This is a genomic window from Pelomonas nitida (genome assembly GCF_043555975.1).
In the GTDB taxonomy this organism is placed as follows: Bacteria; Pseudomonadota; Gammaproteobacteria; order Burkholderiales; family Burkholderiaceae_C; genus Pelomonas; species Pelomonas nitida.
Genome location: NZ_JBIGIA010000012.1, coordinates 1 through 24197 on the forward strand (window position 1 = coordinate 1; position 24197 = coordinate 24197).

The following is a 24197-nucleotide window of genomic DNA, read 5'->3' on the forward strand; positions in this document are numbered from 1 at the left end:
TGGCCGCGTTTGGCAAGCTGCGCATCCGGTTTGAGCGCGCCGTCGAGACTCATGTGGCGCTGTTGAGCTTGGCCTGCTGCGTCATCTGTTGTCGCGCCTTGCCGGAATTTTGTTAGCGGCTCTAAGCATTCGCCGACAACGAGCCCGGGTAAGTCAGCGAGCTGCCGCCGGCCTGCAGCGAGAACACGGCCTCCGAGGCCCCGGCCTGCTGCATGAACGAGGTGTAGAGCGACATCACGCCGGCCGCCGACTTGGCGGATCTGGCCGCCTGCGAGATGGCCGCGCTTTGCTGGATGGTGGCCGAGAGCTTGAGCGCGTCCTTGGCTTGCGTGGCGATGCGTGTGGCGAAGCTGGGCTTGCTGGTGTCGCCGTTGAGGAAGGCCTTCATCGCGGCCTTGTCGGCGTCGCTGCCCTTCACTTCCACGCTGCCATCGCTCTTCACCGAGAAGTCGACGGTCCCCGTGAGCTTGACGCCCGCCTTGCCCAGCGCCGCGCGCAGCTCGGTGCCCAGCGTCTTCTGGCTGCGCTCCAGCGCGGTGGCGGCGCTGGCCGACTTGGCCATGCCCGCCGCCTTCTGCAGCGCGGCCTGCGACACCTGCGCCGTGCCGCCCTGCGACGCCGTGGCCTTGGCCGCGCCCGTCGATGCGGACGCGCTGTCGCCGTTCAGGGTGGACAGATAGCTGAGCAGGGAGCTGTTGACGCTGGAGAGCACGGCCGCACGGGTTGAAGGGTTTGGGCGCTCATCTTGCATCGGCGCCGCAGCGGCAAAAGGCCCGGCTGGCCGGCAAACACGGCCTAGTCCAGCGGATCAATGAAATTGGTAGTGCCGATTTCACTGATTCGCTGGACCAGTGCCTGCGACCTCGGCCTGCACGCCCTTTGACCCGGCGCAGGACGGCCCGCGCGCCGCCATGGCACCATGCCGGCCCATGACCGTTCATGTCGCCTGCCTCTGCGCCGCCTGGTGCCGCACCTGCGAGTCCTACCGGCAAGTCTTCGAAGCCGCCTGCGCCGAGCTGCCGCAGGACGACCTGCGCGTGCGCTGGATCGACATCGAGGACGAATCGGAGCTGATCGGCGAGCTGGACATCGAGACCTTCCCGACGCTGCTGATCGCCGATGCAGCGCAGATCCGCTTCGCCGGCCCGCTGACGCCGCAGCCCGAAACGCTGCGACGTGTGCTGCGCGCCCACCTCACCGACGCGACACCGGCGCGCGTGGCGCCCGAGTACGCGGCGCTGGCGGAGCGACTGCGCGCCGCCGGCTGAGCCACGCGCCCCGGGGCGGGGCCCTGACTGTAGGACCGCACTGACGCCCTGTCGGCACCCAAGCCGGCGCCGCCGCTGCCTGGCCGCACCCACAGTGGCGGCATGGCCACATCCCCCACTCCGCCCGCTCCCCAGGACCTGACGCCATCCGGGGCCAGCACGGTCTTCCTGCGCGTCGCCGCCGGTGCCGAAGCCGCCGCGCCGCCCGTGCGCGCCGTGCAGTTCGGCGCCGAGCGCTTCGCCGAGCATGGGCGCAGCCTCGCCGAGGCTCAGCGCATCGAGGACGAGCGCCACAAGCCCCGGCCGTTCTTCCCGCGCCTGAAGAGCAATCTGCAGGTCTGGGACGCCGCGCTGCAAGTGCTGTCCGAGCATGGCCTGCAGGCCGACACCGAGCCCGCGCACGCCTGGCTGCTCGACAACGAGCGGCTGGTGCAGCAGCAGCTCGACGAAGTGCTGCACGACCTGCCCCGCAGCTACTTCCAGCGCCTGCCGCGACTGGCCGACGAGCCGCTGCAAGGCCTGCCCCGCGTCTACGGCGTCGCCTGGGCCTGGGTGGCCCACGCCGACAGCTCGCTGGACATGGCGCTCATGCGTCATTTCCTGGAAGGCCACCACGCGGCCCAGCCGCTGACGCTGCGCGAACTGTGGGCGCTGCCCTCCACATTGCGGGTGGTGCTGGTCGAGAACCTGCGCCGGCTGGCCGAGCGCGCCGCCTGGCGCCACATCGGTCGGCAAGCGGCGCAGCGGCTGTTCGAGGCCTTGCCCAAGCTCGGCGCCGATGCCGCGCGCCGCCAGCTCGCCGACTGGCAGGCCCGTTGGCCGCATGACCCCGCCATCACGGCACTGGCCGTGCGCCTGCACGAACGCCTCGTCGACCGCGAGCTGGCGCTGCCCGACGCGCAGGACGGCGCCGGCGCGGCCGATTCCGCCTGGGCCGCCGCGCGCGAGTGGGTCGCCGCCCAGTTGCCCGACCCCGCCGCCGCCCAGGCGCTCGAGCAGGCCGAAGGCGCGGCAGACCACCAGAGCATCCGCAACGCCATCGGCAGCCTGCGCCGCCTGGGTGCGGCCGACTGGGCCGGGCTGTTCGACGCCGTCCACCCGGCGCTGAGGGCGCTCAACCGCATCGACGTGTTCCGCGCGGAGCACGAGACCACGCAGGACCGCAGCGTGCACGCCATCGAGGCGCTGTCGCACCGCCATGGCCTGGCCGAAGCCGACATCGCCGAGGTGCTGTGCCATCTCTGCGACGACGCCCACGCGGCGCCCGACGCCGCCGAGCGCGCCCCGCTGCACTGGCTCAGCGGCAAGGGCCGCCCGCAGCTGCTGCTGGCGCTGGGCGTGCGCGAGCGCTGGGCCGAGCGCGCCACCGCGGCGCTGCTGCGCCACCGCACGGCCGTCTACCTGTGCGGTCTGGCGGCGCTGGGCGCGGCGGTCATGGGGCTGCTGCTGGCGTTGGGCCTGCCGCATGCCGCCGGCTGGCCGTTGACGCTTGCCGCCGCGCTGCTGGCCGCCCTGCCGGCGAGCGAGGCCGTGGTGGCGCTGGCCAACCGGCTCATCAGCGAGGGCGCGCGGCCGCTGCGGCTGCCGCGCCTGTCGTGGCCCGGCGGCATCCCGGCCACATCACGCACGCTGGTCGTCATCCCCTGCCTGCTGACGCGCCCGCAAGGCATCGCCACGCTGCTCGCGCAGCTGGAACGCCACCACCTCGCCAACCTCGAAGCCGAGGCCCAGTTCGCGCTGCTGAGCGACTTCGGCGATGCCGACGCCGAGCACCAGCCGCGCGACAGCGAGCTGCTGATGCGCGCACGCAGCGGCATCGAGGCGCTGAACCAGCGCCACGGTCCGAGCTGCGGCGGGCTGCCGCGCTTTTTGCTGCTGCACCGCGACCGCCGCTGGAGCGAGACGGAACAGAAGTGGATCGGCTGGGAGCGCAAGCGCGGCAAGACCGAGGCACTGGTGGCGCTGCTCGCCGGCCAGCCCGCCGACGCGTTACCCGACCGCTTCCTGGATTTCGGGCCGCTGTCCACGCCCGCGCCGGGCATGCGCCATCTCGTCACGCTGGACAGCGACACCGCGCTGCCGCCGGGCGCCCTGCGCGACCTCGTGGCCATCGCCGCCCACCCGCTGAACCGGCCGCACGTTCACACCTCGCCGCGCGGCGCCGTCACCGTGACGCAGGGCCACGGCATGCTGCAGCCGCGCGTCGCCACGCCGCTCGCCACCGCCGCCGGCAGCTCCACGGTGCACGGCACCTGGTTCCACAGCCTGTTCGCCGGCCAGCCGGGGCTGGACCCCTACAGCGCCGCCACCTCGGAGGTCTACCAGGACTTGTTCGACGAAGGCAGCGCCACCGGCAAGGGGCTGATCGACGTGCACGCCGCCGCCCAGGTGCTGGCCCACCGCCTGCCCGAGGGCCAGGTGTTGAGCCACGACCTGCTGGAGGGCTCGCTGATGCGCTGCGCGGGCGTCAGCGATGTGGTGCTCGTGGAGGCCGCGCCCATGCATGCCGACGTGGCCGCCTCACGCATCCACCGCTGGACACGCGGCGACTGGCAGCTCTGGCCCTTCATCGCCCACCCGCGCCGCTGGGGCCTGCGCGCGGTGCATGTCTGGAAGATGCTGGACAACCTGCGCCGCAGCCTGGTGGCGCCGGCCTCGCTGCTGCTGCTGGTGGCGTCGTGGCTGGGCCTGGCGCTGACGCCGGGCTGGGCGCTCGCGCTCGTGGCCGCCGCGTTCGGCGCGGGGCCGCTGATGGGCGCGCTGGCGGCCAGCGCACCAGCGCGCGACCGCATCTCGCTGCCGCGCTTTTATCGCCAGGCCGGCACCGAGCTGTGCCGAGCACTGGCCAGCACGGCCTGGCACCTGGCCATGCTGCCGGCCGCGACCTGGCTGCAGCTGGACGCCATCGTGCGGGCCGTCTGGCGCCAGCGCGTCACGCGGCGCGGCCTGCTGGAATGGACGACGGCCGACGCCGCCGAGGCCGCTGCCGCCACCGACTGGGCGCCGCTGTGGCGCCAGCACCGCAAGCTGACGCTGGCCACCGGCGTGCTGGCCGTGCTGCTGGTGAACGTGGCGTTCGTCGGCCTGCCGGTGGCCTGGCCGGTCGCGCTGCCGCTGCTGGCGGCCTGGCTGCTGTCGCCGCTGTGGATCGCGCTGGCCAGCCGCCCGCGCGCACGGCCGCGCCGCGAGGCGGTGACCGACGACGAGCGCCACTACCTGCTGGGCGTCGCACGCGACACCTGGCGCTGGTTCGAGCGCTGGGTCACGAAGGACGACAACGACCTGCCGCCCGACAACGTGCAGTTCGACCCCGACACCGTCATCGCCCACCGCACCTCGCCCACCAACATCGGGCTGTACCTGCTGTCGGCCTGCTGCGCGCGCGAGTTCGGCTGGCTGCACGACGTGGGCCTGGCCGAGCGCATCCAGCGCACGCTGGACACGCTGGACCGCCTGCCCAAGCACCGCGGCCATCTCTACAACTGGGTGGACACGCAGCGCCTGGCGGTGCTGGAGCCGCACTATGTGTCGGCCGTGGACAGCGGCAACCTGTGCGGCCACCTGCTGGTTGTGGCCGCCGCCTGCGAGGGCTTCGCGCGCGGCAACGACGGCTACCCGCCGTCGCCCGAGGTCGCCAGCGCGCTGGAGGCCGTGGCCGCCCGCGCCCGCGCCATCGCGCTCGCGCACGACTTTGCCTGGCTCTACGACCCGCAGCGCCGCCTGCTGCACATCGGCGCCATCGCGCCACCAGGCGTGGAACCCGGCGGCGAGCGGCTGGACCAAAACCACTACGACCTGCTCGCCTCCGAGGCACGCCTGACCAGCCTGGTGGCCATCGCCAAGGGCGATCTGCCGGCGTCGCACTGGGGCGCGCTGGGGCGGCCGTTCTTCTCGCGCGGCGCCGTGACCGGGCTGAAGAGCTGGTCGGGCTCGATGTTCGAGATGCTGATGCCGTCGCTGGTGCTCGACGAACCGGCCGGCAGCGCACTGGAGGAAGCAGCGCGCGCCACGGTGATGGAGCAGATCCGCGCCGGCCGCACCCAGGGCCTGCCCTGGGGCGTCTCCGAGAGCGCGCATGCCAAGCGCGACGAGACGCTGGCCTACCAGTACGGCCCGCAGGGCACCGCCGCGCTAGCGCTGCGCGACACGCCGCCCGAGGAGCTGGTCATCGCGCCCTACGCCACGCTGATGGCCACGATGGTGATGCCGCGCGCGGCCGTGGCCAACCTGCGCCACCTGCAGGCGCTGGGCGCACGCCATGAACTCGGCTTCATGGAAGCGCTGGACTACACCGCCAGCCGCCAGCCCGAGCCGCCGGCCGATGGCGACGGCGAGATCCGGCCGCCGCGCGGGCCGCGCGTGCAGCGCGTCGGCACGACGATGAGCCATCACCACGGCATGTCGCTCGTCGCGCTGACCGAGGTGCTCTGCGGCGGCGCACCGCAGCGCTGGGCCGACGCCGAGCCCCGCCTGTCCGCCGTGCGCTGGCTGCTGCACGAGCGCGCACCGCACGAGGTGCCGCCGCTGAAGGAGCCGGTCGCCGCACCCACGCGCATCAGCCCGCGCCGCGCCCACATCTCGCTGGCCGTGCCCGACACGCGCGGCCGCGCGCTGCCCGCCACGGCCTGGCTGGGCCATGGCCGGCTGAACACGATGCTGCGCGAGCACGGTGCCGGCACGCTGATGTTCGGCGAGCCCGGCCAGCAGGTGCTCGTGAGCCGCTGGCACGACGACCTCGCGCAGGACCTGCTGGGCCACCACCTGCACCTGCGCGACCTGGGCACGCCCTGGCCCGCCGACAGCACCTGGCGCGGCGGTGCCGAGGTCAACCCCTGGCGCTCGCTGACCCTGCGCCCCACACCAGGCCCGCAGTGGCGCTACAGCGCGCGGCTGCACCCGGCCAGCGTGCAGTTCACGGCCGACGGCGAACAGCTGCACGCGCACACGGAGGTGTGGGTGGCGGTGGAAGACGACGTGGAGCTGCGCCGCGTGACACTGCGCAACCTGTCGAACCACGAACGTCACCTGGCGCTGGTGTCGAGCTTCGAGCCCGTGCTGGCCCCGGCCCGCGCCGACCTGGCCCACCCCGCGTTCGGCAAGCTCTTCCTGCAGGCGCGCTGGTCGCCCGAGCAGCGCGCGCTGCGCTGGCAGCGGCTGCCCCGCGGGCACAAGGAGACACCGCTGTATGCGGCCCATGCGCTGGCCGGCGTGGAGGTGGACGGCGGCGCCCGGCTGGAGCGGCTGCAGGCCACCGCCGACCGCGCCCACTGGCTGGCCCGCGGCGGCCGCGCCGGGCAGCCGGGCGGCACCGTGGCCCGCGCGGAGGCCGACACCTTGCGCAGCGGCCTGGCCGGCCTGCAGGCCGAAGCCGGCGCACTGGACACCGGCAACGACCCGCTGTCGCTGCTGCACCTGATGCTGACGCTGCCACCGGGCGGGCGCGTGGTGCTGACCTTCGCCACCGCCGCCGCGCCGGACGAGCAGACGCTGGATCACGTGCTCGACAAGCTGGGCCAGCCGGCGCTGCGCGAGCGCTCGCTGATGCTGGCCCACACCATGGCCGGCGTGCGCACGCAAGGCGCCGGCCTGGCCCCGGGTGCCTGGCGCGCCGGGCTGGCGCTGCAGACCCTGCTGACCGCCCAGGCCGCGCGCGACGGCGTGCCGGCGCTCGAAGGCAGCTTCCAGCGCGACGCGCTGTGGCGCCACGGCATCTCCGGCGACGCCCCCATCCTGCTCATCCGCGTGGCCGACACGACCGGCGTGCTGATGGTGCGCGAGCTGTGCGCGCTGCTGCAGGCGCTGGGCAGCCCGTTGAGCGTGGACATCGTCGTGCTCGACGCCGAGCCGGCCTCCTACCTCGCGCCGGTGTCGCGGGCACTGCGCTCGCTGGTCGAACAGCAGCAGCGCGGGCGCGCGCGGCTGCATGTGCTGGCCGACAACGCCGTGCAGGACGACACCCGCTTCGCGCTCAACCTGCTGGCCCGCGTGCGCTGGTTCGCCGACGGCCGGCCGCTGGCGCAGCAGCTCGAGCGCATCGTGCTGCCGCATGAGCACGCCGCCCGGGCCCGCCGCGCCGCGCTGGCCACACCCGTCATGTGGCGCCCGGCCGCGCCCGGCGCGGACCTGCCGGCCCACGCCTTCGATGCCGACAGCGGCGCCTGCCGCTTCGAGCTGGCGCCGCACAGCCAGCCGCCGCGGCCGTGGATCAACGTCATCGCCAACGAGGGCTTCGGCTGCCAGGTCTCGGAGCGCGGCGCCGGCATGGCGTGGGCGGGCAACAGCCGGCTGCACCAGATCACGCCATGGTCCAACGACGCGCTGCTGGATTCGCCCGGTGAATGGCTGATCCTGCATTGCCTGGACAGCGGCTGCGCCTGGCTGCTGGGCCGCGCCAGCGCGACGCAGACCGTCGCCCACCTGCCCGGCGCCACGGCGCTGGCCTTCACGCTGCCGCAGATGGTGGTGCGGCTGCGCTGGACGGTCGACGCCAGCACCGACGTGCGCCAATGCCAGATCGAACTGCATGCCGCGCCCGGCAGCGCGCCGCGCCGCCTGCGCCTGCTGGCCGGCGCGCAATGGCAGCTGGGCATGGACAGCAGCGCGCGGCGCAGCGTGGTGACGCGCATCGAGCACCCGGCCGGCGCCAGCGAGGACGCACCGCTGCTGGTGCTGGCCACGCAGGCCGACGGCCTCAACGGCTTCGGCGGCCACACCGCCTGGCTGGCGCTGCGGCCCACGCGCGGCGGCGACGTCACGCGGGACCGCATCGACGGCCTCGCCGACGACCACGCGCTGTGGCCCTGGCCGCAGGACGCCGGCTTCACACCGGACCTGAACCCGCCGCGCCTGTGGAGCGCCGGCATGGAGGCCAGCGCCGACCGCCGGCTGCTGTTCGACGACGAGGGCCGGCTCGTCATGCCGCACGCACTGGACGGCCAGGCCGGCCCCGGCACCGATGCCGCCGCGCTGCTGGCCGTGCCGTTGCGGCTGGAGGCGGGCCACGCCTGGCATGCCACCGTGCTGCTGGGCCACGCGCCCAGCCTGGTGGCCGCCCGTGCGCTGGCGCGAACGGCGTGGCGCGTGGACCCGCTGCAGCGGCTGGCCGCGCAGCGCGCCGTCTGGCGCCGGCTGAGCGCCCCGGTGCAGGTGGCCACGCCGGACGCCAGCTTCGACGCGCTCGTGAACCACTGGCTGCCCACGCAGGTGCTGGCCTGCCGCATCTGGGGCCGCGCCGGCTTCTACCAGGCCGGCGGCGCGTTCGGCTTCCGCGACCAGCTGCAGGACGCCATGGCGCTGGTGCAACACGCGCCCGAGCGGCTGGCCGAGCAGATCCGCCGCCATGCGCGCCGCCAGTTCCGCGAGGGCGACGTGCAGCACTGGTGGCACGAACCCGCGGGCGCTGGCGTGCGCACGCATTTCGCCGACGACCGGCTGTGGCTGGCGCTGGCGCTGGCCCTGCATGCCGAACGCACCGGTGACACGGCGCTGGCCGACGAGCAGCTGCCCTTCATCGACGGCCGGGCGGTGCCCGAAGGCGCCGAGGACATCTACGAGACGCCCGCCGTCACCACCGACACCGCCAGCCTCTACGAGCACGCCGCCCGTGCCGTCGACGTCAGCCTGCCCGTGGGTGCCCACGGCCTGCCGCTGTTCGGCACCGGCGACTGGAACGACGGCATGAACCGCGTCGGTGCCGAAGGGCGCGGTGAATCGGTGTGGATGGGCTTCTTCCTATGCGCCGTCATCGACGCGATGCGGCCGCTGGCCATTGCGCGCGGCGAGCAGGCCCGCGCCGAGCGCTGGAAGCGCGCCCGTGAGCAGCTGGCCACCGCACTCGACGCCCAGGCCTGGGACGGCGCCTGGTACCGGCGCGGCTGGTTCGACGACGGCTCCGTGCTGGGCACGCACACCGACACCGAATGCCGCATCGACCTCATCGTGCAGGCCTGGGCCGTGCTGACCGGCGCCGGCCGCCCCGAGCGCGCGGCCCAGGCGCTGGACAGCGCCTGGCACGAGCTGCACGACCGCGACGCCCACCTGCTGCGCCTGCTGTGGCCGCCACTGAAAGACCACCGCCCCGAGGCTGGCTACATCCAGGCCTACCCGGGCGGCGTGCGCGAGAACGGCGGTCAGTACAACCACGGCGCCACCTGGGCCTTGATGGCCAGCGCCCAGCTGGGCCAGGCCGACCGCGCCTGGGCCGCCTTCACGGCGATCAGCCCGGCACACCGCGGCACGCACGGCGCGGTCTACGGGCTGGAGCCGTTCGCCGTGGCGGGCGACATCGAGACCGCGGCGCCGCACGCGGGCCGGGGCGGCTGGAGCTGGTACACCGGCGCGGCCGGCTGGCTGCTGCGCGCGGCGGTCGAATCGCTGTGCGGCGTGCGGCTGCGCCACGGCGAGCTGAACGTCACACCCTGCCTGCCGCCGCACTGGTCGCAGGCCCGCGTGACGCTGCAGGTCGACGCACGGGCCGTGGAGGTGCTCGTGCAACGGGCCGCCCCGCTGGCCCGGGCGCCGGTCGGCTACGTGCGGCTTGCGCCGGGGGAATCGCTGCTGCTGGACGAGGCGCCTGGCGCGCTGCGGCTGTGGGTGCCGGTGCCCGACCGCGCACCGACGCACCAGGGAGAAGCCCTGCCGGCCTGACCGGCCCGGCCGCCCCCCCCAAAAAGCAAGGCGGCCCCGCGGGGCCGCCTCTTCTTTCGGCAAGACTTGCCGACGCCGCGCTTCAGGCCGACAGGCTCAGCACCAGCGCCATCAACAAGCTCCCCAGCACGACGGTCGTGAACATGCGATGGCCCACGGCCGCGTCGATGGCCTCCAGCGAGCACAGCGCACGGTGGCGGTGATCCGACAAGGTGCGGCACTGGCGCAGATGGGCGCCCAGGCTGTCGAGGTGCTGACGCACGAGGTGATCGGGAGTTCGCGACATGATGTGTTCCTTCCTGGGGATGAGTCTCAACAGTAGGGCTGCAGCGGCCGGCAGACATTCGGAGACGGGCCGAGCGTGCTGTAGGACCGCGCCGGCGCGGTCTCAGGCACCATCGCAGCCATGACCGCCCGCCTGCTGAACCTGTTCGTCGCGGCATGCGCCGCCTGGGCCCTGATGGGCAATTGCCATGCCCAGGCGCTGACGGTGGGCTCCAAGCGCTTCACCGAGAGCTATCTGCTCGGCGAGATCGTCACGCAGACGTTGGCCGACCAGGGCCGGGCCGCGACGCATCGGCAGGGCCTGGGCAACACGGCCATCCTGGCCGCCGCGCTGCAGCAGGGGCAGATCGACCTCTACCCCGAATACACCGGCACCATCGTGCGCGAGCTGCTGCGGCGCGAGTCCGCCGCCGACGCGCAGGCCTCGCTCGCGCAGATCAACCGCTGGCTGGCGCCGCTGGGCTTGAAGGCCGGCGTGCCGCTGGGCTTCAACAACAGCTATGCGCTGGCCATGCGCGAGGCCGACGCCGCACGGCTGGGCATCGCGACAATCTCCGACCTCGCCCGGCTGGCGCCGCCGCTGCGGCCCGGGCTGTCGCACGAATTCATCGCCCGCGCCGACGGCTGGCCCGCGCTGCGCCGCGCCTACGGCCTGACGCTCGCGGCCGGCGCGGGGCTGGACCATGGCCTGGCCTACCAGGCGCTCGCCGGCGGCCAGGTGGACCTCATCGACGTCTACACCACCGACGCGCAACTGGCCCGGGCGCCGCTGCGCGTGCTGCGCGACGACCGGCAGTTCTTTCCGCGCTACGACGCCGTGCTGCTGATGCGTTCGGCCGTGGACGAGCGCCCGCTGCTCGCGCTGGCCGGCCGGCTGCCGGCGGAGCGCATGCGTGAGCTCAACGCCGCCGCCGAACTGGCGGGCCGCCCGTTCGCCGACGTGGCGCACGGCTTTTTGCACCCGGCGGCCACCGCCGCGCCGGCGCCCACCGCGCCGCGCCGCCTGATGGCCCAGGTGCTGGCACCCGATCTCCCCCGGCTGCTGGCCCAGCATCTGGCGCTGGTGTTCGGCTCGCTGGCGCTGGCCTGCGCCGTGGCCGTGCCGCTGGGCATCGCCGCGCACCGGCGCCCAGGGCTGGCCACGCCGGTCATGGCCGCGACCGGGCTGCTGCAAACCCTGCCGTCGCTGGCGCTGCTGGCCTTTCTGATCGCGTGGCTGGGCCGCATCGGCTTCGCGCCCGCGCTGCTGGCGCTGTTCGTCTATGCGCTGCTGCCCATCGTGCGCAACGCCCACGCCGGGTTGAACGGCGTGCCGCAGGGGCTGCGCGACGCGGCGTTGGCGCTGGGCCTCACGCGGGGGCAGGCGCTACGCGCCGTGGAGCTGCCGCTGGCGCTGCCCACGCTGATGGCCGGCGTGAAGACGGCAGCCGTGACCAACGTGGGCACCGCCACCGTGGCGGCGTTCGTCGGGGCCGGCGGCCTGGGTGAGCGCATCGTCGCAGGCCTGGCGGTCAACGACACCAGCCTCATGCTGGCCGGCGCCCTGCCGGCGGCTGCGCTGGCACTGATGGTGCAGTTGGCATTCGATGGGATGGAACGGCGGTTCACCCGCGTTCACAATCGGGTCAGAACATCCAGGGATGGACGGCCATGAAGTCAGGGATGCGATCAGGCGTTGGGGTAGCAGGCCTGCTGGTCGGCGCTGTCACACACGCCGGCTGCTCCCGGCCGATCGAGGTGCCCATGGCCCCGGTGGGCTTCAGCGTCGCCTTCGACGGCGAGCGCGCCTCCGGCATGTACCCGACGCTGCTGCGCGAGTTGAACGCCGCCACGGGCTGCCAGTTCAACATCCGGCGTGTGCCACGCGCCCGGCTGCAGAAGATGTTCGAACTCGGCGAGGCTGACGTCATGGCGCCGGCGGCCCGGTCGCCGGAACGCGAGGCGCTGGGCGAGTTCGTCGGGCTGGTGCAGTTCCGGCCCGGCGTGCTGGCGGTCTCGCGGGAGCGGCCGCTGCCGCACTCGCTGGCCGAGCTGATCGCGCGCCGCACCGACAAGGTCGCCGTCGTGCGCGGCTACACCTACGGCCCCGCCTACGACGACGCGATGGCGGTGCTGCGCGCGCAGCAGCGTCTCCTCGAGCAGGCCGATGCCTTCGGCGTGGCGCGCGCGCTGCACGTGGGGCTGGCGCAGGTCACCATCATGACACCCAACGCCTTCATCGGCACGCTGCACCAGGACGCCGAGCTGACGCCGCTGATCAAGCAACTGCGCGTGGTGCCGCTGGCCGAGCTGGGCTGGGCCGACAGCGGCGTCTACCTGTCCCGCCGGCTGCCCGACGCTGACCGGCGCCTGCTGGCCGACGGATTCCGACAGCTGGCGCGATCCGGGCGCGTGTGGCAACTGTTCAACGACATCTACCCAGCCGGCAGCCTGAAGGACAGCATCCGACCGCTGCCTTGACGCGCGGCCCCGCCCCGCTCAGTCGATGGGCGTGAGCTTGGCGACCGACAGCGCCAGCCACTTGGTGCCGTGCCGGCCGAAGTTGACCTGCGCGCGCGCATCGGTACCGCTGCCTTCCAGCGTCAGCAGCACGCCCTCGCCGAACTTGGTGTGGAACACGCCCTTGCCCACGCGCAGGCCGCCGTGTTCCTCCGACACCTTCTGCTTCATGCTGGCAGGCACGGGCGGCTCCACCCACGCGGCCTTCTCGACGCGGCCGGCGCCCACCATGCCCTTGAGGCCCGAACCGCGGTCCCAGGCGTTTTGGTACTCGCGCGCAAAGCCCGAGCCGAAGCCCTGGTTGCGCGGCGTCAGCCACTTCAGGCTCTCCTCGGGCAGCTCGTCGAAGAAGCGGCTCTTGATGTGATAGCGCGTCTGGCCGTGCAGCATGCGCGTCTGGCAGAAGCTCAAGGACAGCTTCTTGCGCGCCCGCGTGATGGCCACATACATCAGGCGGCGCTCTTCCTCCAGCCCGTCGTGGTCGGACATCGCGTTCTCGTGCGGGAACAGGCCTTCTTCCAGGCCCGTGATGAACACCGCGTCGAACTCCAGCCCCTTGGCCGAGTGCACGGTCATCAGCTGCACGGCGTCCTGCCCGGCCTGGGCCTGGTTGTCGCCGGCCTCCAGCGACGCGTGCGTCAGGAAGGCCACCAGCGGCGACATGATCTCGCCGGTCTCGGCATCGGGCACCGCGCCCGGCGTGCCGGCGGTCTGCAGGCCCGGCGCCACCTCGTCGACTGGCAGGCCCACGGCGTTCTTGCCGAAGCCCTCCTGCATGACGAAGGCCTCCGCTGCGTTGACCAGTTCGTCCAGGTTCTCCAGCCGCTCGGCGCCGTCCTTGTCGGTGCGGTAGAAGTCCAGCAGGCCGGAGGTCTCCAGCACCTGCTCGATGATCTCGCGCAGCGTCATGCCCTGCGTGAGGTTGCGCGTGGAGTCGATGAGGTTGGTGAAGGCCAGCAGGTTGGCGCCGCCCTTGCCGGCGATGGCGCTGACGCTCTGGTAGAGGCTGCGGCCGGTGGCCTTGGCAGCATCCTGCAGGTTCTCCAGCGTCTTGGCGCCGATGCCGCGGGTCGGGAAGTTCACGACGCGCAGGAAGCTGGTGTCGTCGTTCGGGTTCTCCAGCAGGCGCAGATAGGCCAGCGCGTGCTTCACTTCGGCCCGCTCGAAGAAGCGCAGGCCGCCGTAGACGCGGTACGGGATGCCCGAGTTGAACAGCGCCGACTCGATGACCCGTGACTGCGCGTTGCTGCGGTAGAGGATGGCGATCTCCTGCCGGTCCAGCCCACCGCGGTGCAGGTGCTGGATCTCCTCGATCAGCCATTGCGCCTCGGCGAAGTCGCTGGGCGCCTCCTGCACGCGGATGGGATCGCCCTGGCCGGCGTCGGTGCGCAGCGTCTTGCCCAGGCGCTGGCTGTTGCGGCTGATCAGCTCGTTGGCGGCGTCCAGGATGTGGCCGAAGCTGCGGTAGTTCTGCTCCAGCTTGATGACCTTGCGGACGCGGTACTCGCGCTCGAAGTCGATCATGTTGCCCACGCGCGCACCGCGGAAGGCGTAGATGCTCTGGTCGTCGTCGCCCACGGCCAGCAGGCTCTGGCCAGTGCCGGCGCCCGGTGGCGCGAACATCTTCAGCCACGCGTATTGCAGCTTGTTGGTGTCCTGGAACTCGTCGACGAGGATGTGTCGGAAGCGGTTCTGATAGTGCTCGCGCACGGCCGGGTTGTCGCGCAGCAGCTCGTAGGAGCGCAGCATCAGCTCGGCGAAGTCGACGACGCCCTCGCGCTGGCACTGGTCCTCGTAGTTGGCGTAGATCTCGACGAGCTTTCTCGTCTGCTCGTCGTGCGCCACCACGTCGCCCGGGCGCTGGCCGTCTTCCTTGCAGCCGGCGATGAACCAGCCGACCTGCTTCGGAACAAAGCGCTCCTCGTCGAGGTTCATCGCCTTGATGACGCGCTTGACGGCCGAGGTCGTGTCGCTCGCGTCGAGGATCTGGAAGGCCTGCGGCAGGTGGGCCAGCTTCCAGTGCGCACGCAGGAAGCGGTTGCACAGGCCGTGGAAGGTGCCGATCCACATGCCGCGCACATTGAACGGCAGCATGGTCGACAGACGCGTCAGCATCTCCTTGGCGGCCTTGTTCGTGAAGGTCACGGCCATCACGCCGCCGGGGCTGACCTGGCCCGTGTTCAGCAGCCACGCGATGCGCGTGGTCAGCACCCGCGTCTTGCCCGAGCCCGCACCGGCCAGGATCAGCGCCGGCTCGGCGGCCGCCGTCACGGCGGCGAGCTGCTCGGGATTGAGGTTCTTGAGGAGGGGACTTTGCTGGTGAGCGGCGTCGCGGACGTCTTGCGCGGGATTCATCGACGCATTTTAAAGAGGCCTACCTTCGCCTGGCCTTGCCGGCCCGCCCGGCCTTGGACCACTCGTAGACCTCGCCGTCGGGCGTGCGCCCGCCCTCCACGGCCGACACGCCCGGCTTGCCGACATGGTCGTCCAGCTCGGTGGAGATGCTGACGTGCCGGTGCCCCTGGCGGCGCTGCTCCTCGGCGCAGGCCAGCGCCTGCGTCAACGCCTGGCCGCCGAAGAACTCGCACACCGGCGCGGCGGCCTCGCCCTCGCCTTCCAGCCAATACACGACGATGCCCAAATCGATCTCCGGTGTGCAGGGACGCCCGCTGCCGGCCGCATCATGCAGCATCCGCGCACCCGGCCGTGACTGCACCAAGAGCGTGCCACCACGACACAAGCGGTGCCATGCCATGCACGAAACCGGGCGCCGTGGGTGGCGCGATGCAGGCATGCGATTTGCGCAGTCCCCGCCCATGACCAACTGCCAGGGATTCCGCTCGCCCCCCGATCCCGCCCCGAACGAGCCCCTGGAAACACCCCCCGGCCTGGCCATGGCGGCCGTGCTGGAACGCGCCGCCGGCCTGGGCCGCTGGTGGCATGACCCGGCAACGGGCCGCAGCGCACTGTCCACGGTCGCAGCGGAACTGCTGGAAATGCCGGGTGCCGCCGACGCCGACGGGCTGTACGCCTGCTTCGGGCACGTCGTCGAAGACGACATCCCGACCCTGACGCGCGCCTGGACAGGCACGGCGGCGGACGCGCCGGCCGACGTCCGCGTCGTCAGTGCCGCGCGCGGGCTGCGCTGGCTGCGCGCGACGCCGCTGCCGGTCGACCCGGCACGGCCCCGCTGCCACCACGGCCTGCTGCAGGACATCACCGACCTCACGCACGCCGCCGTGCGCGAACGGCTGGGCTACGCGCTGACGGAATACCTCGTCGGCACGCACACGCTCGAAGACGCCATCACCCATGTCATCCAGCTCATCTGCCGCAAGCTGGGCTGGGAGTGGGGCGCCTACTGGCAGGCCGCACGGGATGCAGACGGCCGGGAGCAGCTGCACTGCCGGCACTTCTGGCACCCGCCCAGTCAGGCGCTGGAGCACTTCAGCCGGGCCAGCGTCAACCTGGGCATGGCGGCCGGCGACGGCCTCGTGGGGCGGGTGTGGTCGACCGGCCGGGCCGAATGGGTCGAGGACATGCGCACCGACCCGCGCTTCCTGCGCCGTGGCACCGCCCACACCTGCGGGCTGTCGTCGGGTTATGTATTCCCTGTCACCTACACGTCGGACGATGGGCAGCACCACCGCCCCGGCGTGCTGGAGTTCTACAGCAGCCTCTCGCGCCAGCCCGACGCGCAGCTGCCCAAGGTCTCCGCAACCATCGGCGCGCTGATTGCCCAGACGGCCCAGCGCCTGGAGACCGAAGCCGTCATCCGCCGGCTCGCCCAGCTCGACGAGATGACCGAGCTGGACAACCGTGCGCACTTCTACGCCCAGCTCCATGACCACTGCCAGAAGGCTCAGCGCGACGGCGGGCGCTTCGCGCTGATGTTCATCGACCTGGACCGCTTCAAGGCCATCAACGATGCCTTCGGGCACGAGGCCGGCAACGCGGTGCTGCACGGCTTCGCCCGGCGGCTGCAGGCCCTGGCACCGCCGCCCGCCCGCGTCGGCCGCCTGGGTGGCGACGAGTTCGCCGTGCTGCTGCCCGGCCAGGGCGATGCGCACGCGCTCGCGCTGCTGGCGGACGACGTGCTGGGCGCCGCGACCCAGCCTTTCGGCTACGACGGCATGGCGCTGAACGTGTCGGCCAGCGTCGGCGTGAGCCGCTTCCCGGAGAACGGCCAGACGGCGCCCGAGCTGCTGCGCAGCGCCGACGCCGCGATGTACCGCGTGAAGCAGAACGGCCGCAATGGCAGCAACGTCTTCTCCACCAGCAGCCCCGATTCGCTGGCCCAGCAGCGGGCCCGGCTGGCGCAGCGCCTGTCCATCGAGGCGCAACTGCGCCAGGCGCTGCAGGCACGCGAACTCCAGCTGGTCTACCAGCCCATCGTCGAGCTGGCCAGCGGCGCGTTGCACGGCGTCGAGGCGCTGATCCGCTGGCGCAAGGCCGACGGCGAGGTCGTGCCGCCCGATGTCTTCATTCCCATCGCCGAGCAGAGCGACCTCATCATCGGCATCGGCCGCTGGGTGCTCAGCCAGGCGCTGCACGACCTGGCCTCGCTGCAGGGCGGCCCGCTCGCGCCGCTGAAGGTGCACGTCAACATGGCCGCGTCGGAGTTCACGAGCAGCACGCTGCCGGCCGACCTGCGCGCCATGGCCGCCGACCTCGCCGTGCCGGCCTCGCAGGTGGTGCTGGAACTCACCGAGAGCATGCTGATGCGCCAGCCCGAGCAGGTGAAGCGCGTCATGCGCCAGCTGCGCGAGACGGGCTTCGAGATCTCGCTGGACGACTTCGGCATGGGCCACTCGTCGCTGGCCATGCTCAACAGCCTGCCGATCGACTCGCTGAAGATCGACCGCAGCTTCGTGCGCGAGCTGGCCAGCGGCGCGCGCGACCGCGCCATCGCGCAGACCATCGTGCAACTGGGCCAGCACCTGCAGCTGGAGGTCGTCGCCGAAGGCATCGAGAGCGAGGCGCAGCTGGCCGTGCTGCGCGCCTGCGGCTGCCGCTTCGGCCAGGGCTACCTGCTCGGGCGGCCGCTGCCGCTGCACGACCTGTTGGCCGCCTTCCCGAAACATCGCCCGCACTGAGCCCGGCACTGACGACACCGGCGCCGCAGCAGGCATGATGCGGCGCCATGACTGCTCCGCTCCCCTGCCCCTGCGGCCGCCCGCTGCCCTACGCCGCCTGCTGCGGCGTCTGGCATGCCGAACACGCCGCCAGCGGCCGGCTCGCCGCGCCCACCCCCGAAGCCCTCATGCGCTCGCGCTACGCCGCCTTCGTGCTCGATGAGCGCGCCTACCTGCTCGCCACCTGGCATGCCAGCACCCGGCCCGCCGCGCTGGAGGCGCCGGAGCCGGGGCTCAAGTGGCTGGGCCTGACCGTCAAGCAGGCCGCGCTGCAGGACGCCGACCACGGCACCGTCGAGTTCGTCGCCCGCAGCAAGCTGGCGGGACGCGCACACCGGCTGCACGAGGTCAGCCGCTTTGTGCGCGAGGACGGCGCCTGGCTCTACGTCGACGGCGACGTCGCTTAGCCCATCACTTCACCTGGATGGACGGGTCCCAGTAGAAGTAGCCGTACAGCTGCTGGTTCTCGCCGTCGGCCAGCGTGTAGAGCGCGAAGTTCACGTAGAAGTACTCGGTGCCCGCCTTCATCACCTTGGAGTCGAAGCTGCTGAAGCTCTGCTGCATCGGCTTGGCCGGCAGGCCGTTCTTGGTCGTCGGGTCGGGCTGCGCCGCGCCGTTGCGCACCACGAGGTTGGGCACGAACTGGTTGAAGACGTTGTCGCCCTTCCAGTAGTTGATGCCGTAGACGATGACGGCGTCGTCGGAGTTGTTGTAGATGGACACGCCGGTGTAGGAGACGTAGTCGCCCGGCAGCGCCGAGAACACCAGGTCGGCCGTGCCCTGCTTGTCGATACCGCCGCGCGGATCGGTGCAGATCATGTACTGGCTGTGGTGGTCGATGCCCGTCGGGCGCGCCGGGTCCTTGCTGGGGTTGGGGTAGTGCGTCTTGACATAGTCCGTGTCGATGACGACGAGGACGTTGATTTGCTGGGCGCTGGAAGCAGCGGTGTTCATGGCGGTTCTCCTTGCAGATGGATGGAGGAAGCCTGGCGAGCCCGGTCAGCACGCCCCTGGCGGGCGGGTGGGTGGGCTCGGCAGGGCGTGCAGATCAGCTCGAACGGGCCGACGCGTGGCCGCCGTCGAGTGCCTCGGGCGCGCTGCCGGCAGCGCGGCAGCCTTCGTTGGCGACGTCGGGCACGACGTTGCCGGGGCCATGGTTCTGGCAGATACAGGACATGACGATCCCTTTCGTGAATACCGCGATGGGGGGTGAACCGCCGCCCCTGCGGCAGAGGCGGCGGCCAGCTCGTGCCAGCTCCAGCGGAGCCTGGTCACGAGTTGGGTCCATCTTGGTTGCCGAGGGCGCCCGCCACCTTCCCGCAAGCTGCGGGCGCACCGAATACGGCGCCAACGGCCGGGAAGATTGCGGGAAGGCACGAGACGACCGTTTCGCCACACCGGGCGGCCGTGGTGCTGACGGACGCGACCGGGGGTTCCACCGCTGACCTTCAGGTTCGCGGGGCCAGCAGTTCGAGGCTGAGCCTCTCCCAGTTGGATGGAGCGCAGTGAACTGCAGCCGACCTGCGCATGGCGGTCGGGGATGTCTTGGCGACGACTGGTTTGACCCGTTGCATCAAGCCGGGATTTGCCTTCGGCGAAACCTGCGGTTTTCGCCCCGGCGGGCGACCTACTTTGGCTTCGCCGAAGGCAAATCCCGGCTGGCCCTCTCGCTCATACCAACAGCCGCCAATGCGATCCGGAACCAGCGCGTAGACACATGGCGTGAGCCAGGCGAAGCCCGACGCGCGGCGCCGGGACGCTGGGGCTCGAGACGTGGGCATGCAATGCCAGCTACCGACCCGGTGCCGACATTCGCATCACGGAGCAGCCAGCGGGAAAACGGACGGTCAAGCTTGAAGTTGCACCGCGACCGACGGCTTGCCGACGTGAGTCGACCAAAGCGACGGGTGAGGCGTTGCCGCTCGACTTATCAAAGCAACACTCCAGCAAGAGCGAGGCAGCCTGCCAACCCGAGTGCCCAACCCAGGCTATCCATCGGCAGCGCCAGCAGCCAGATCAGAGGCTGAATGAGACGGCAAGCCTGCCCCATTGCGCCACCGCGCCCAATCTCCGCTTGGATGTCCGCGTGCAACTCGGACACTTCCTTCGCCCCGACGCCAAATGTTGAAACGCCAAGCGAGAAGAAGGCATACGCGATGCCTAGAACGAATAGCAAGAACGGCATTCTGTTTCGCCCGAGCGGCTTAAGGTGTTGATATGGCTCGCCAACGATTTGAGCATGCGCACAGACTGCCCGGCAGCATCCAAGTCGAAAGCCCATGCCCACCGGCATGGGCCCCGCCCGTTCAGCCGAAGGTGGTGTTCTTGATTTCGGGATCGTGGGTCGCGACCAAGTCCACGGTGCCGTCAGGCGAGGTGACCGAGAACACCAGGATGACGCCGCGCCGGGTCTGCGGCATGACCGGGAAGACGATGCGCTGCTCGGCGTCGGCCATGAAGGTGTTGGGCAGCAGCGTGGTGCTTTGCAGCGTCTTGGCCACGGCCGCCAGCAGCACGGCGCCTTCGATGGCCTTGAGGCCGTGCAACGACGCGGCCGGTGGAGCGGGACGGACGCCCTGGATGCAGAGGAAGTCGACAGTGAAGCCCTGGTCCTGGCAGTTGAGCGAGTCGGGCGGCACGCTGTAGCCCTGCGCATTCAGATAGATGCACTGCATCAAGCCGCGGTCGTTCCAGCAGGGCACCACCGTGTAGGTGGACATGGGAAGGCTGGGGAGGTCTGACGTGGTCATGAGCATTCCTTTTCAGTGGGGGTTGGACGCAAACGTCGTCATGGGTCGGTAACCGCCGGCTGCGAGAGCCTGCAGTTCCCGGGGGGCCGGCGGCTCGGCAGTCGAGCAGCCGCGGGCGGCGAGCCATGCCTCGCGCACCAGTCCGGCCTGGCCCGAACTCACGCTCGGCTGCAGTGCGGCAGCGGCCTGGGCACAGGCGGCCGACCGGGGCGGCAGCGCCGTGCCTGCCGGCTCGGCCAGGCGCAGTCCCAGCAACGTGAGACGGGCCAGGAATTCATTGAGCTGCCAGTTCAGCGGGCGCTGAGCCAGCAGCCGCGCCACTCGGCCGCGCGCGTCGGCCCAGGCCGCGAACTCCGCCGGTGCGTCGCCCCGGGCACGGGCCTGCAGCGCCTGCACGGCGACGAGCCGGGCCAGCGTCTCCTGCCACAGCGGCTCGGCGGCGCCCTCGGCCTCGCGGCGCACATCGGCCAGCTGACGGGCCAGTTGGGCGGCGTCGAGCCGCTGACCGGCGTCGGCCTGCATCATCAGGCGCAGCGCCTCGGCATGGGCCAGCTCGGCACGCCAGAGTCGGTTGCCCGGGTCGTTGTGCGCCGCGCGCGCCAGCCATTGCGTGGCGTCGCCCATGGTCGCGGCGGCGGCCGCGTGGTCGCCGAGGTCGCGCTGCGCCTCGGCGCGCCTGACCTGCAAAGCGCCCAAGTCGTGCAGCCGCACGAACTCGCCGGGGCGGGCCTCGTGCATCGCGAGCTGTGCGCCACGCGAGGCGTCCAGCAGCGCCAGTGCCGCCCGCGGCTGCCCACGCAGGCGCGCCAGCAGCCCCAGCCAGGTTCGCGAGCTGGCCACGGCGTCTTGCAGTTCCACGTCACCGGGCTGCGCGGCCAGCAGCGCCAGCTTGAGCTGCAAGGCCTGCTGGAACCAGCGTTCGGCGTCGGCCCAGGCGGCGCGGCGCAAGGCGATGGAGCCCAGGCTGTTGAGCGCGAAGCCGAGTTCGCTGCGGGCGCCGGCATCACCCGGCACGGCCCGCAGCCACTGCTCGCAGGCGTCGCGGTAGCGGCCCATGGCTTCGGCCGCGCGGGCATGGTCGCCCTGGTCGAACGCGGCCTGCCCCTGCCAGAAGGCGGTGGCGCCAACGGCCTTGAAATAGTCACCCGGCGGCACCTCGCCACCGAACCGCAGCGAGGCCAGCAGCCGCTGGGCCTGGGCCAGCGCATCTTGCGCGAGCGGCGCATCACCCTTGCCACGCGTGCCTTCCACCTCCGCCAGCACGATCAGCGCCTTGGCACGCTGCAGCCGGTCGGCGGGCGCCTCCTCCGGCGCCGGCACGGCCCCAAGCACGGCCAGGCTCTGCCGGCCGACACTGCCCAGCAGATCGAGCCGGCCGATGGGCCGCAACTGGTCGGCCAGGTCGCCGAGCATGAACGACGTCAGCCGCTGGCTTTGCCGCGCCCGGTCGGCCGCCACGGTGGCCAGCTCGGCGTTGCGCATGGCCGCCAAGGCTGTCAGCAACGCCAGCCCGGCCACGCCGGCCGACGCCAGCCAGCGCCAGCGCGCCAGCCGCCGCAGCCGCGCCTGCGAGCGGGCCACGCAGTCCCGCACCTCGGCCCCGAACAGCTGCGGTGCCTCGGCAATGGCGGCCACCGCCTGCCACAGCATGGCGCCGCGCGGCAGCAGCAGCGCGTTGGCCCGGCCGCCCTCCCGCCAGCGCTGCACCCAGGGCAGCAACTGCTCACGCATGGCCAGCGTGGCCCGGTGCTGGGCCAGCCAGGCCGTGACGCGCGGCCAGCTGCGCAGCACCGCCTCGTGCACCACGCGGCAGCCCGGCTGGCCGTTGAGCTGGTCGGCCACCAGCAGGCGCGACTGCACCAAGGCCTGCACCAGCGCGCGCTCGTCGTCGTCGGCCAGGTCCTGCTCGGGCAGCCAGCGCCCGGTGGGCGGCGCGTCCTCCGTGGGCAGGCCCACCAGGCGTGGCAACAGCCGCGTCAGCGCGGCCTGCTGCTGGGCAGGCAGCTCTGCCAACGCCGCCTCCGCACGGCGGCCGATGGCGCCCTCCAGCCCGCCCATGGCGGCGTAAGCGGCCCAGCTCAGCTCATCGCCAGCCTCGCGCTGCAGATACAGCTCCTGCAGCGTGTACTGCAACAGCGGTAGCGCGTCGCGCGTGTTCAGCGCGTCCGCGCACAGCCGGTCGTCGAGCCGGTTCAGCCCGGCGGGGTCGGTGCCGAACACCAGCGCGCCCGCGCGCGCCGGCAACCGGATCATCTGCGCGATGGCGGCCGTCGAGGGCAGCGGCAGGTCCATGTGCGCCCCATGCTCCTTGTCGCGCAGCAGCGTCGGATGGCGGGCCAACCGGGCATAGAAGTCATTGCGGCAGATGGCCACCAGCAGCACCGCCTTGGCGCGCACCAGCGCGTCGATGCAGGCCAGGAAGCCACGCACGACGTCGTCAGCGGTCAGCAGCAGCAAGGCCTCCAGCCGGTCCAGCACGAGCAACGGCGGTGGCGGCTCGGCGATGGCCGTGGGGTACGCGCCGCGCAGGCCCACGTGGATGAGCCGGGCCACCTCCTGCGGCTGCGCCTGCAACACCGGCGCCAGCGACTCCATGCTCCAGCCCGACAGCAGCGGCGTGCCAGCCACGTCCCAGTCGAGCAGCGTACCGGCCAGCGCGGGCCACAGCCCCAATTCGCCGGCACCGCCCAGGTCCACGATGGCAGCGGCGCAGGTGGCGAGCCGTTCCGCGCCCGGTGCAGCGTCACCGGCCGCCGCCAACAGCGCGGGCAGCAGCCCCGCCTGCACCAGCGAAGTCTTGCCCGACCCGCTGGGGCCCAGCAGCACCACCTGCGGGTAGCCGCGCCGCCACTGGGCCAGCAAGCGCTCGTGCAGCGACGTCACCTGTTCGTCCCGGCCAAAGAACACATCGGCCTGCTCGGGGCCGAAGGCGGCCAGCCCGCAGTAGGGCGAGCGCCCGCGCCGGCTGCCCTCCAGGCCGCGCGGGCCGGTGCCGGCCAGCGCCTGCACGGGCGCAAGGAGGCGGTAACCCTGACGGCGGATGGTCTCGATGTATTGCGGCTGCGTGACGCTGTCGCGCAGCGCGCGGCGCAGCCCGGCGATGACCTTGTGCACCGGGTTGTCCCCCAGCGCTTCGCCGGGCCAGCAGGCTTGCAGCAGCGCTTCGGCGCTGACCACCTCCCCCGGCCGCCGGCACAGCGCCACGAGCACGGCCATCATGCGCGGCTCCAGCGCGACGGTCTCGTCGTCGCGCGACAGCCGCTGCGTGGCGGGGTGCACCGTCCAGTCACCGAGCCGCCAGCGCCCGCCCGGGCCTGCCGGGGAGGATGTGGCGGGACCGGGAGCGGCCTCTCGGGAACGGCCTTGCCTCGTCAGCGTCGCGGATGCCTCTGTCGTCATGCCAGTTCTGCCTTGCGTGGGCCCGGGTAGCAACGGACGACAACCGGGGCACGACAGCGACAGCGCGGGCCGCACAGCACCGCCGGCGCACCGGCTCAGGCATCATTCGCCGCCCCCTCTGCGCCCGCGTTTCCTGCCCCCTGCCTTGGCCAGACGCTCACACGCAACTCGTTGCGTGCCTGTCCACTCCAGCACGGCAGGGTCGGCTCAGGCAG

The 24197-nt window shown here is 72.2% G+C and carries 15 protein-coding genes and 1 pseudogene; 7 read left to right on the plus strand and 9 right to left on the minus strand.

All coding sequences use genetic code 11. From position 1 onward, the window contains the following. A pseudogene (locus ACG00X_RS15830) lies at positions 1-116 on the plus strand (IS5/IS1182 family transposase); the annotation flags it as partial. A 5-nt stretch (positions 117-121) separates the two neighbouring features. On the opposite strand, the gene ACG00X_RS15835 reads toward ACG00X_RS15830, so the two are convergent. Further along, complete coding sequence (locus tag ACG00X_RS15835; RefSeq protein WP_394489170.1) at positions 122-712, minus strand: hypothetical protein; 591 nt, start codon at positions 710-712, stop codon at positions 122-124. 217 nt (positions 713-929) lie between these two features. Here ACG00X_RS15835 and ACG00X_RS15840 point away from each other — a divergent pair, with 217 nt between their 5' ends. Together ACG00X_RS15840 and ACG00X_RS15845 are read left to right on the plus strand one after the other, a co-directional pair. Further along, positions 930-1268 carry a thioredoxin family protein gene (locus ACG00X_RS15840; protein WP_394489171.1) on the plus strand — a complete coding sequence of 113 codons (339 nt, stop codon included), beginning with the start codon at positions 930-932 and terminating at the stop codon, positions 1266-1268. 102 nt (positions 1269-1370) lie between these two features. Next, entirely contained in the window at positions 1371-9914 is an 8544-nt protein-coding gene (locus tag ACG00X_RS15845) for a GH36-type glycosyl hydrolase domain-containing protein (RefSeq protein WP_394489172.1), read from the plus strand. 82 nt (positions 9915-9996) lie between these two features. Here ACG00X_RS15845 and ACG00X_RS15850 read toward each other — a convergent pair whose 3' ends face one another. Beyond that, positions 9997-10200 (minus strand): hypothetical protein, encoded by a 204-nt coding sequence (locus tag ACG00X_RS15850; RefSeq protein WP_394489173.1) that lies wholly within the window; start codon positions 10198-10200, stop codon positions 9997-9999. Positions 10201-10320: 120 nt separating this feature from the next. Between ACG00X_RS15850 and ACG00X_RS15855 the strand changes: the two genes are divergently transcribed. Further along, complete coding sequence (locus ACG00X_RS15855) at positions 10321-11853, plus strand: glycine betaine ABC transporter substrate-binding protein (protein WP_394489174.1); 1533 nt, start codon at positions 10321-10323, stop codon at positions 11851-11853. 89 nt (positions 11854-11942) lie between these two features. Further along, positions 11943-12659, plus strand: a complete 717-nt coding sequence (locus ACG00X_RS15860) for a substrate-binding periplasmic protein (RefSeq protein ID WP_394489175.1) — start codon at positions 11943-11945, stop codon at positions 12657-12659. Between the two features lie 18 nt (positions 12660-12677). Here the strand turns inward: ACG00X_RS15860 and ACG00X_RS15865 are convergent, their stop codons facing one another. Together ACG00X_RS15865 and ACG00X_RS15870 are read right to left on the minus strand one after the other, a co-directional pair. After that, positions 12678-15053: a UvrD-helicase domain-containing protein gene (locus ACG00X_RS15865; RefSeq protein ID WP_394489176.1), complete on the minus strand. Its 2376-nt coding sequence runs from the start codon at positions 15051-15053 to the stop codon at positions 12678-12680. A 19-nt stretch (positions 15054-15072) separates the two neighbouring features. After that, entirely contained in the window at positions 15073-15339 is a 267-nt protein-coding gene (locus ACG00X_RS15870; protein WP_394489177.1) for a hypothetical protein, read from the minus strand. A gap of 175 nt (positions 15340-15514) precedes the next feature. On the opposite strand from ACG00X_RS15870, the gene ACG00X_RS15875 reads away from it, so the two are divergent. Both ACG00X_RS15875 and ACG00X_RS15880 read left to right on the plus strand, forming a co-directional pair. Continuing rightward, positions 15515-17794: a putative bifunctional diguanylate cyclase/phosphodiesterase gene (locus ACG00X_RS15875; protein WP_394489178.1), complete on the plus strand. Its 2280-nt coding sequence runs from the start codon at positions 15515-15517 to the stop codon at positions 17792-17794. Positions 17795-17841: 47 nt separating this feature from the next. Then, on the plus strand, positions 17842-18240 hold the full coding sequence (locus ACG00X_RS15880; protein ID WP_394489179.1) for a YchJ family protein: 399 nt from the start codon (positions 17842-17844) through the stop codon (positions 18238-18240). A gap of 4 nt (positions 18241-18244) precedes the next feature. Here the strand turns inward: ACG00X_RS15880 and ACG00X_RS15885 are convergent, their stop codons facing one another. The 5 genes from ACG00X_RS15885 to ACG00X_RS15905 form a co-directional block, all read right to left on the minus strand. Then, complete coding sequence (locus ACG00X_RS15885) at positions 18245-18787, minus strand: inclusion body family protein (RefSeq protein WP_394489180.1); 543 nt, start codon at positions 18785-18787, stop codon at positions 18245-18247. 94 nt (positions 18788-18881) lie between these two features. After that, positions 18882-19010, minus strand: a complete 129-nt coding sequence (locus tag ACG00X_RS15890; protein ID WP_394489181.1) for a hypothetical protein — start codon at positions 19008-19010, stop codon at positions 18882-18884. 753 nt (positions 19011-19763) lie between these two features. Beyond that, entirely contained in the window at positions 19764-20018 is a 255-nt protein-coding gene (locus tag ACG00X_RS15895; protein ID WP_394489182.1) for a hypothetical protein, read from the minus strand. Between the two features lie 121 nt (positions 20019-20139). After that, a complete protein-coding gene (locus ACG00X_RS15900; protein ID WP_394489183.1) occupies positions 20140-20583 on the minus strand; it encodes a hypothetical protein in 444 nt (147 codons plus the stop codon). A 12-nt stretch (positions 20584-20595) separates the two neighbouring features. Then, positions 20596-23862: an nSTAND1 domain-containing NTPase gene (locus ACG00X_RS15905; protein ID WP_394489184.1), complete on the minus strand. Its 3267-nt coding sequence runs from the start codon at positions 23860-23862 to the stop codon at positions 20596-20598. Positions 23863-24197 lie beyond the last annotated feature (335 nt).

Bases quoted from the DNA above. Each gene is read 5' to 3' on its own strand.
- ACG00X_RS15840 (WP_394489171.1), top strand. From the start codon at position 930: ATGACCGTTCATGTCGCCTGCCTCTGCGCCGCCTGGTGCCGCACCTGC.
- ACG00X_RS15845 (WP_394489172.1), top strand. From the start codon at position 1,371: ATGGCCACATCCCCCACTCCGCCCGCTCCCCAGGACCTGACGCCATCC.
- ACG00X_RS15850 (WP_394489173.1), bottom strand. From the start codon at position 10,200: ATGTCGCGAACTCCCGATCACCTCGTGCGTCAGCACCTCGACAGCCTG.
- ACG00X_RS15855 (WP_394489174.1), top strand. From the start codon at position 10,321: ATGACCGCCCGCCTGCTGAACCTGTTCGTCGCGGCATGCGCCGCCTGG.
- ACG00X_RS15860 (WP_394489175.1), top strand. From the start codon at position 11,943: ATGGCCCCGGTGGGCTTCAGCGTCGCCTTCGACGGCGAGCGCGCCTCC.
- ACG00X_RS15865 (WP_394489176.1), bottom strand. From the start codon at position 15,053: ATGAATCCCGCGCAAGACGTCCGCGACGCCGCTCACCAGCAAAGTCCC.
- ACG00X_RS15875 (WP_394489178.1), top strand. From the start codon at position 15,515: ATGACCAACTGCCAGGGATTCCGCTCGCCCCCCGATCCCGCCCCGAAC.
- ACG00X_RS15880 (WP_394489179.1), top strand. From the start codon at position 17,842: ATGACTGCTCCGCTCCCCTGCCCCTGCGGCCGCCCGCTGCCCTACGCC.
- ACG00X_RS15885 (WP_394489180.1), bottom strand. From the start codon at position 18,787: ATGAACACCGCTGCTTCCAGCGCCCAGCAAATCAACGTCCTCGTCGTC.
- ACG00X_RS15890 (WP_394489181.1), bottom strand. From the start codon at position 19,010: ATGTCCTGTATCTGCCAGAACCATGGCCCCGGCAACGTCGTGCCCGAC.
- ACG00X_RS15895 (WP_394489182.1), bottom strand. From the start codon at position 20,018: ATGCCGTTCTTGCTATTCGTTCTAGGCATCGCGTATGCCTTCTTCTCG.
- ACG00X_RS15900 (WP_394489183.1), bottom strand. From the start codon at position 20,583: ATGACCACGTCAGACCTCCCCAGCCTTCCCATGTCCACCTACACGGTG.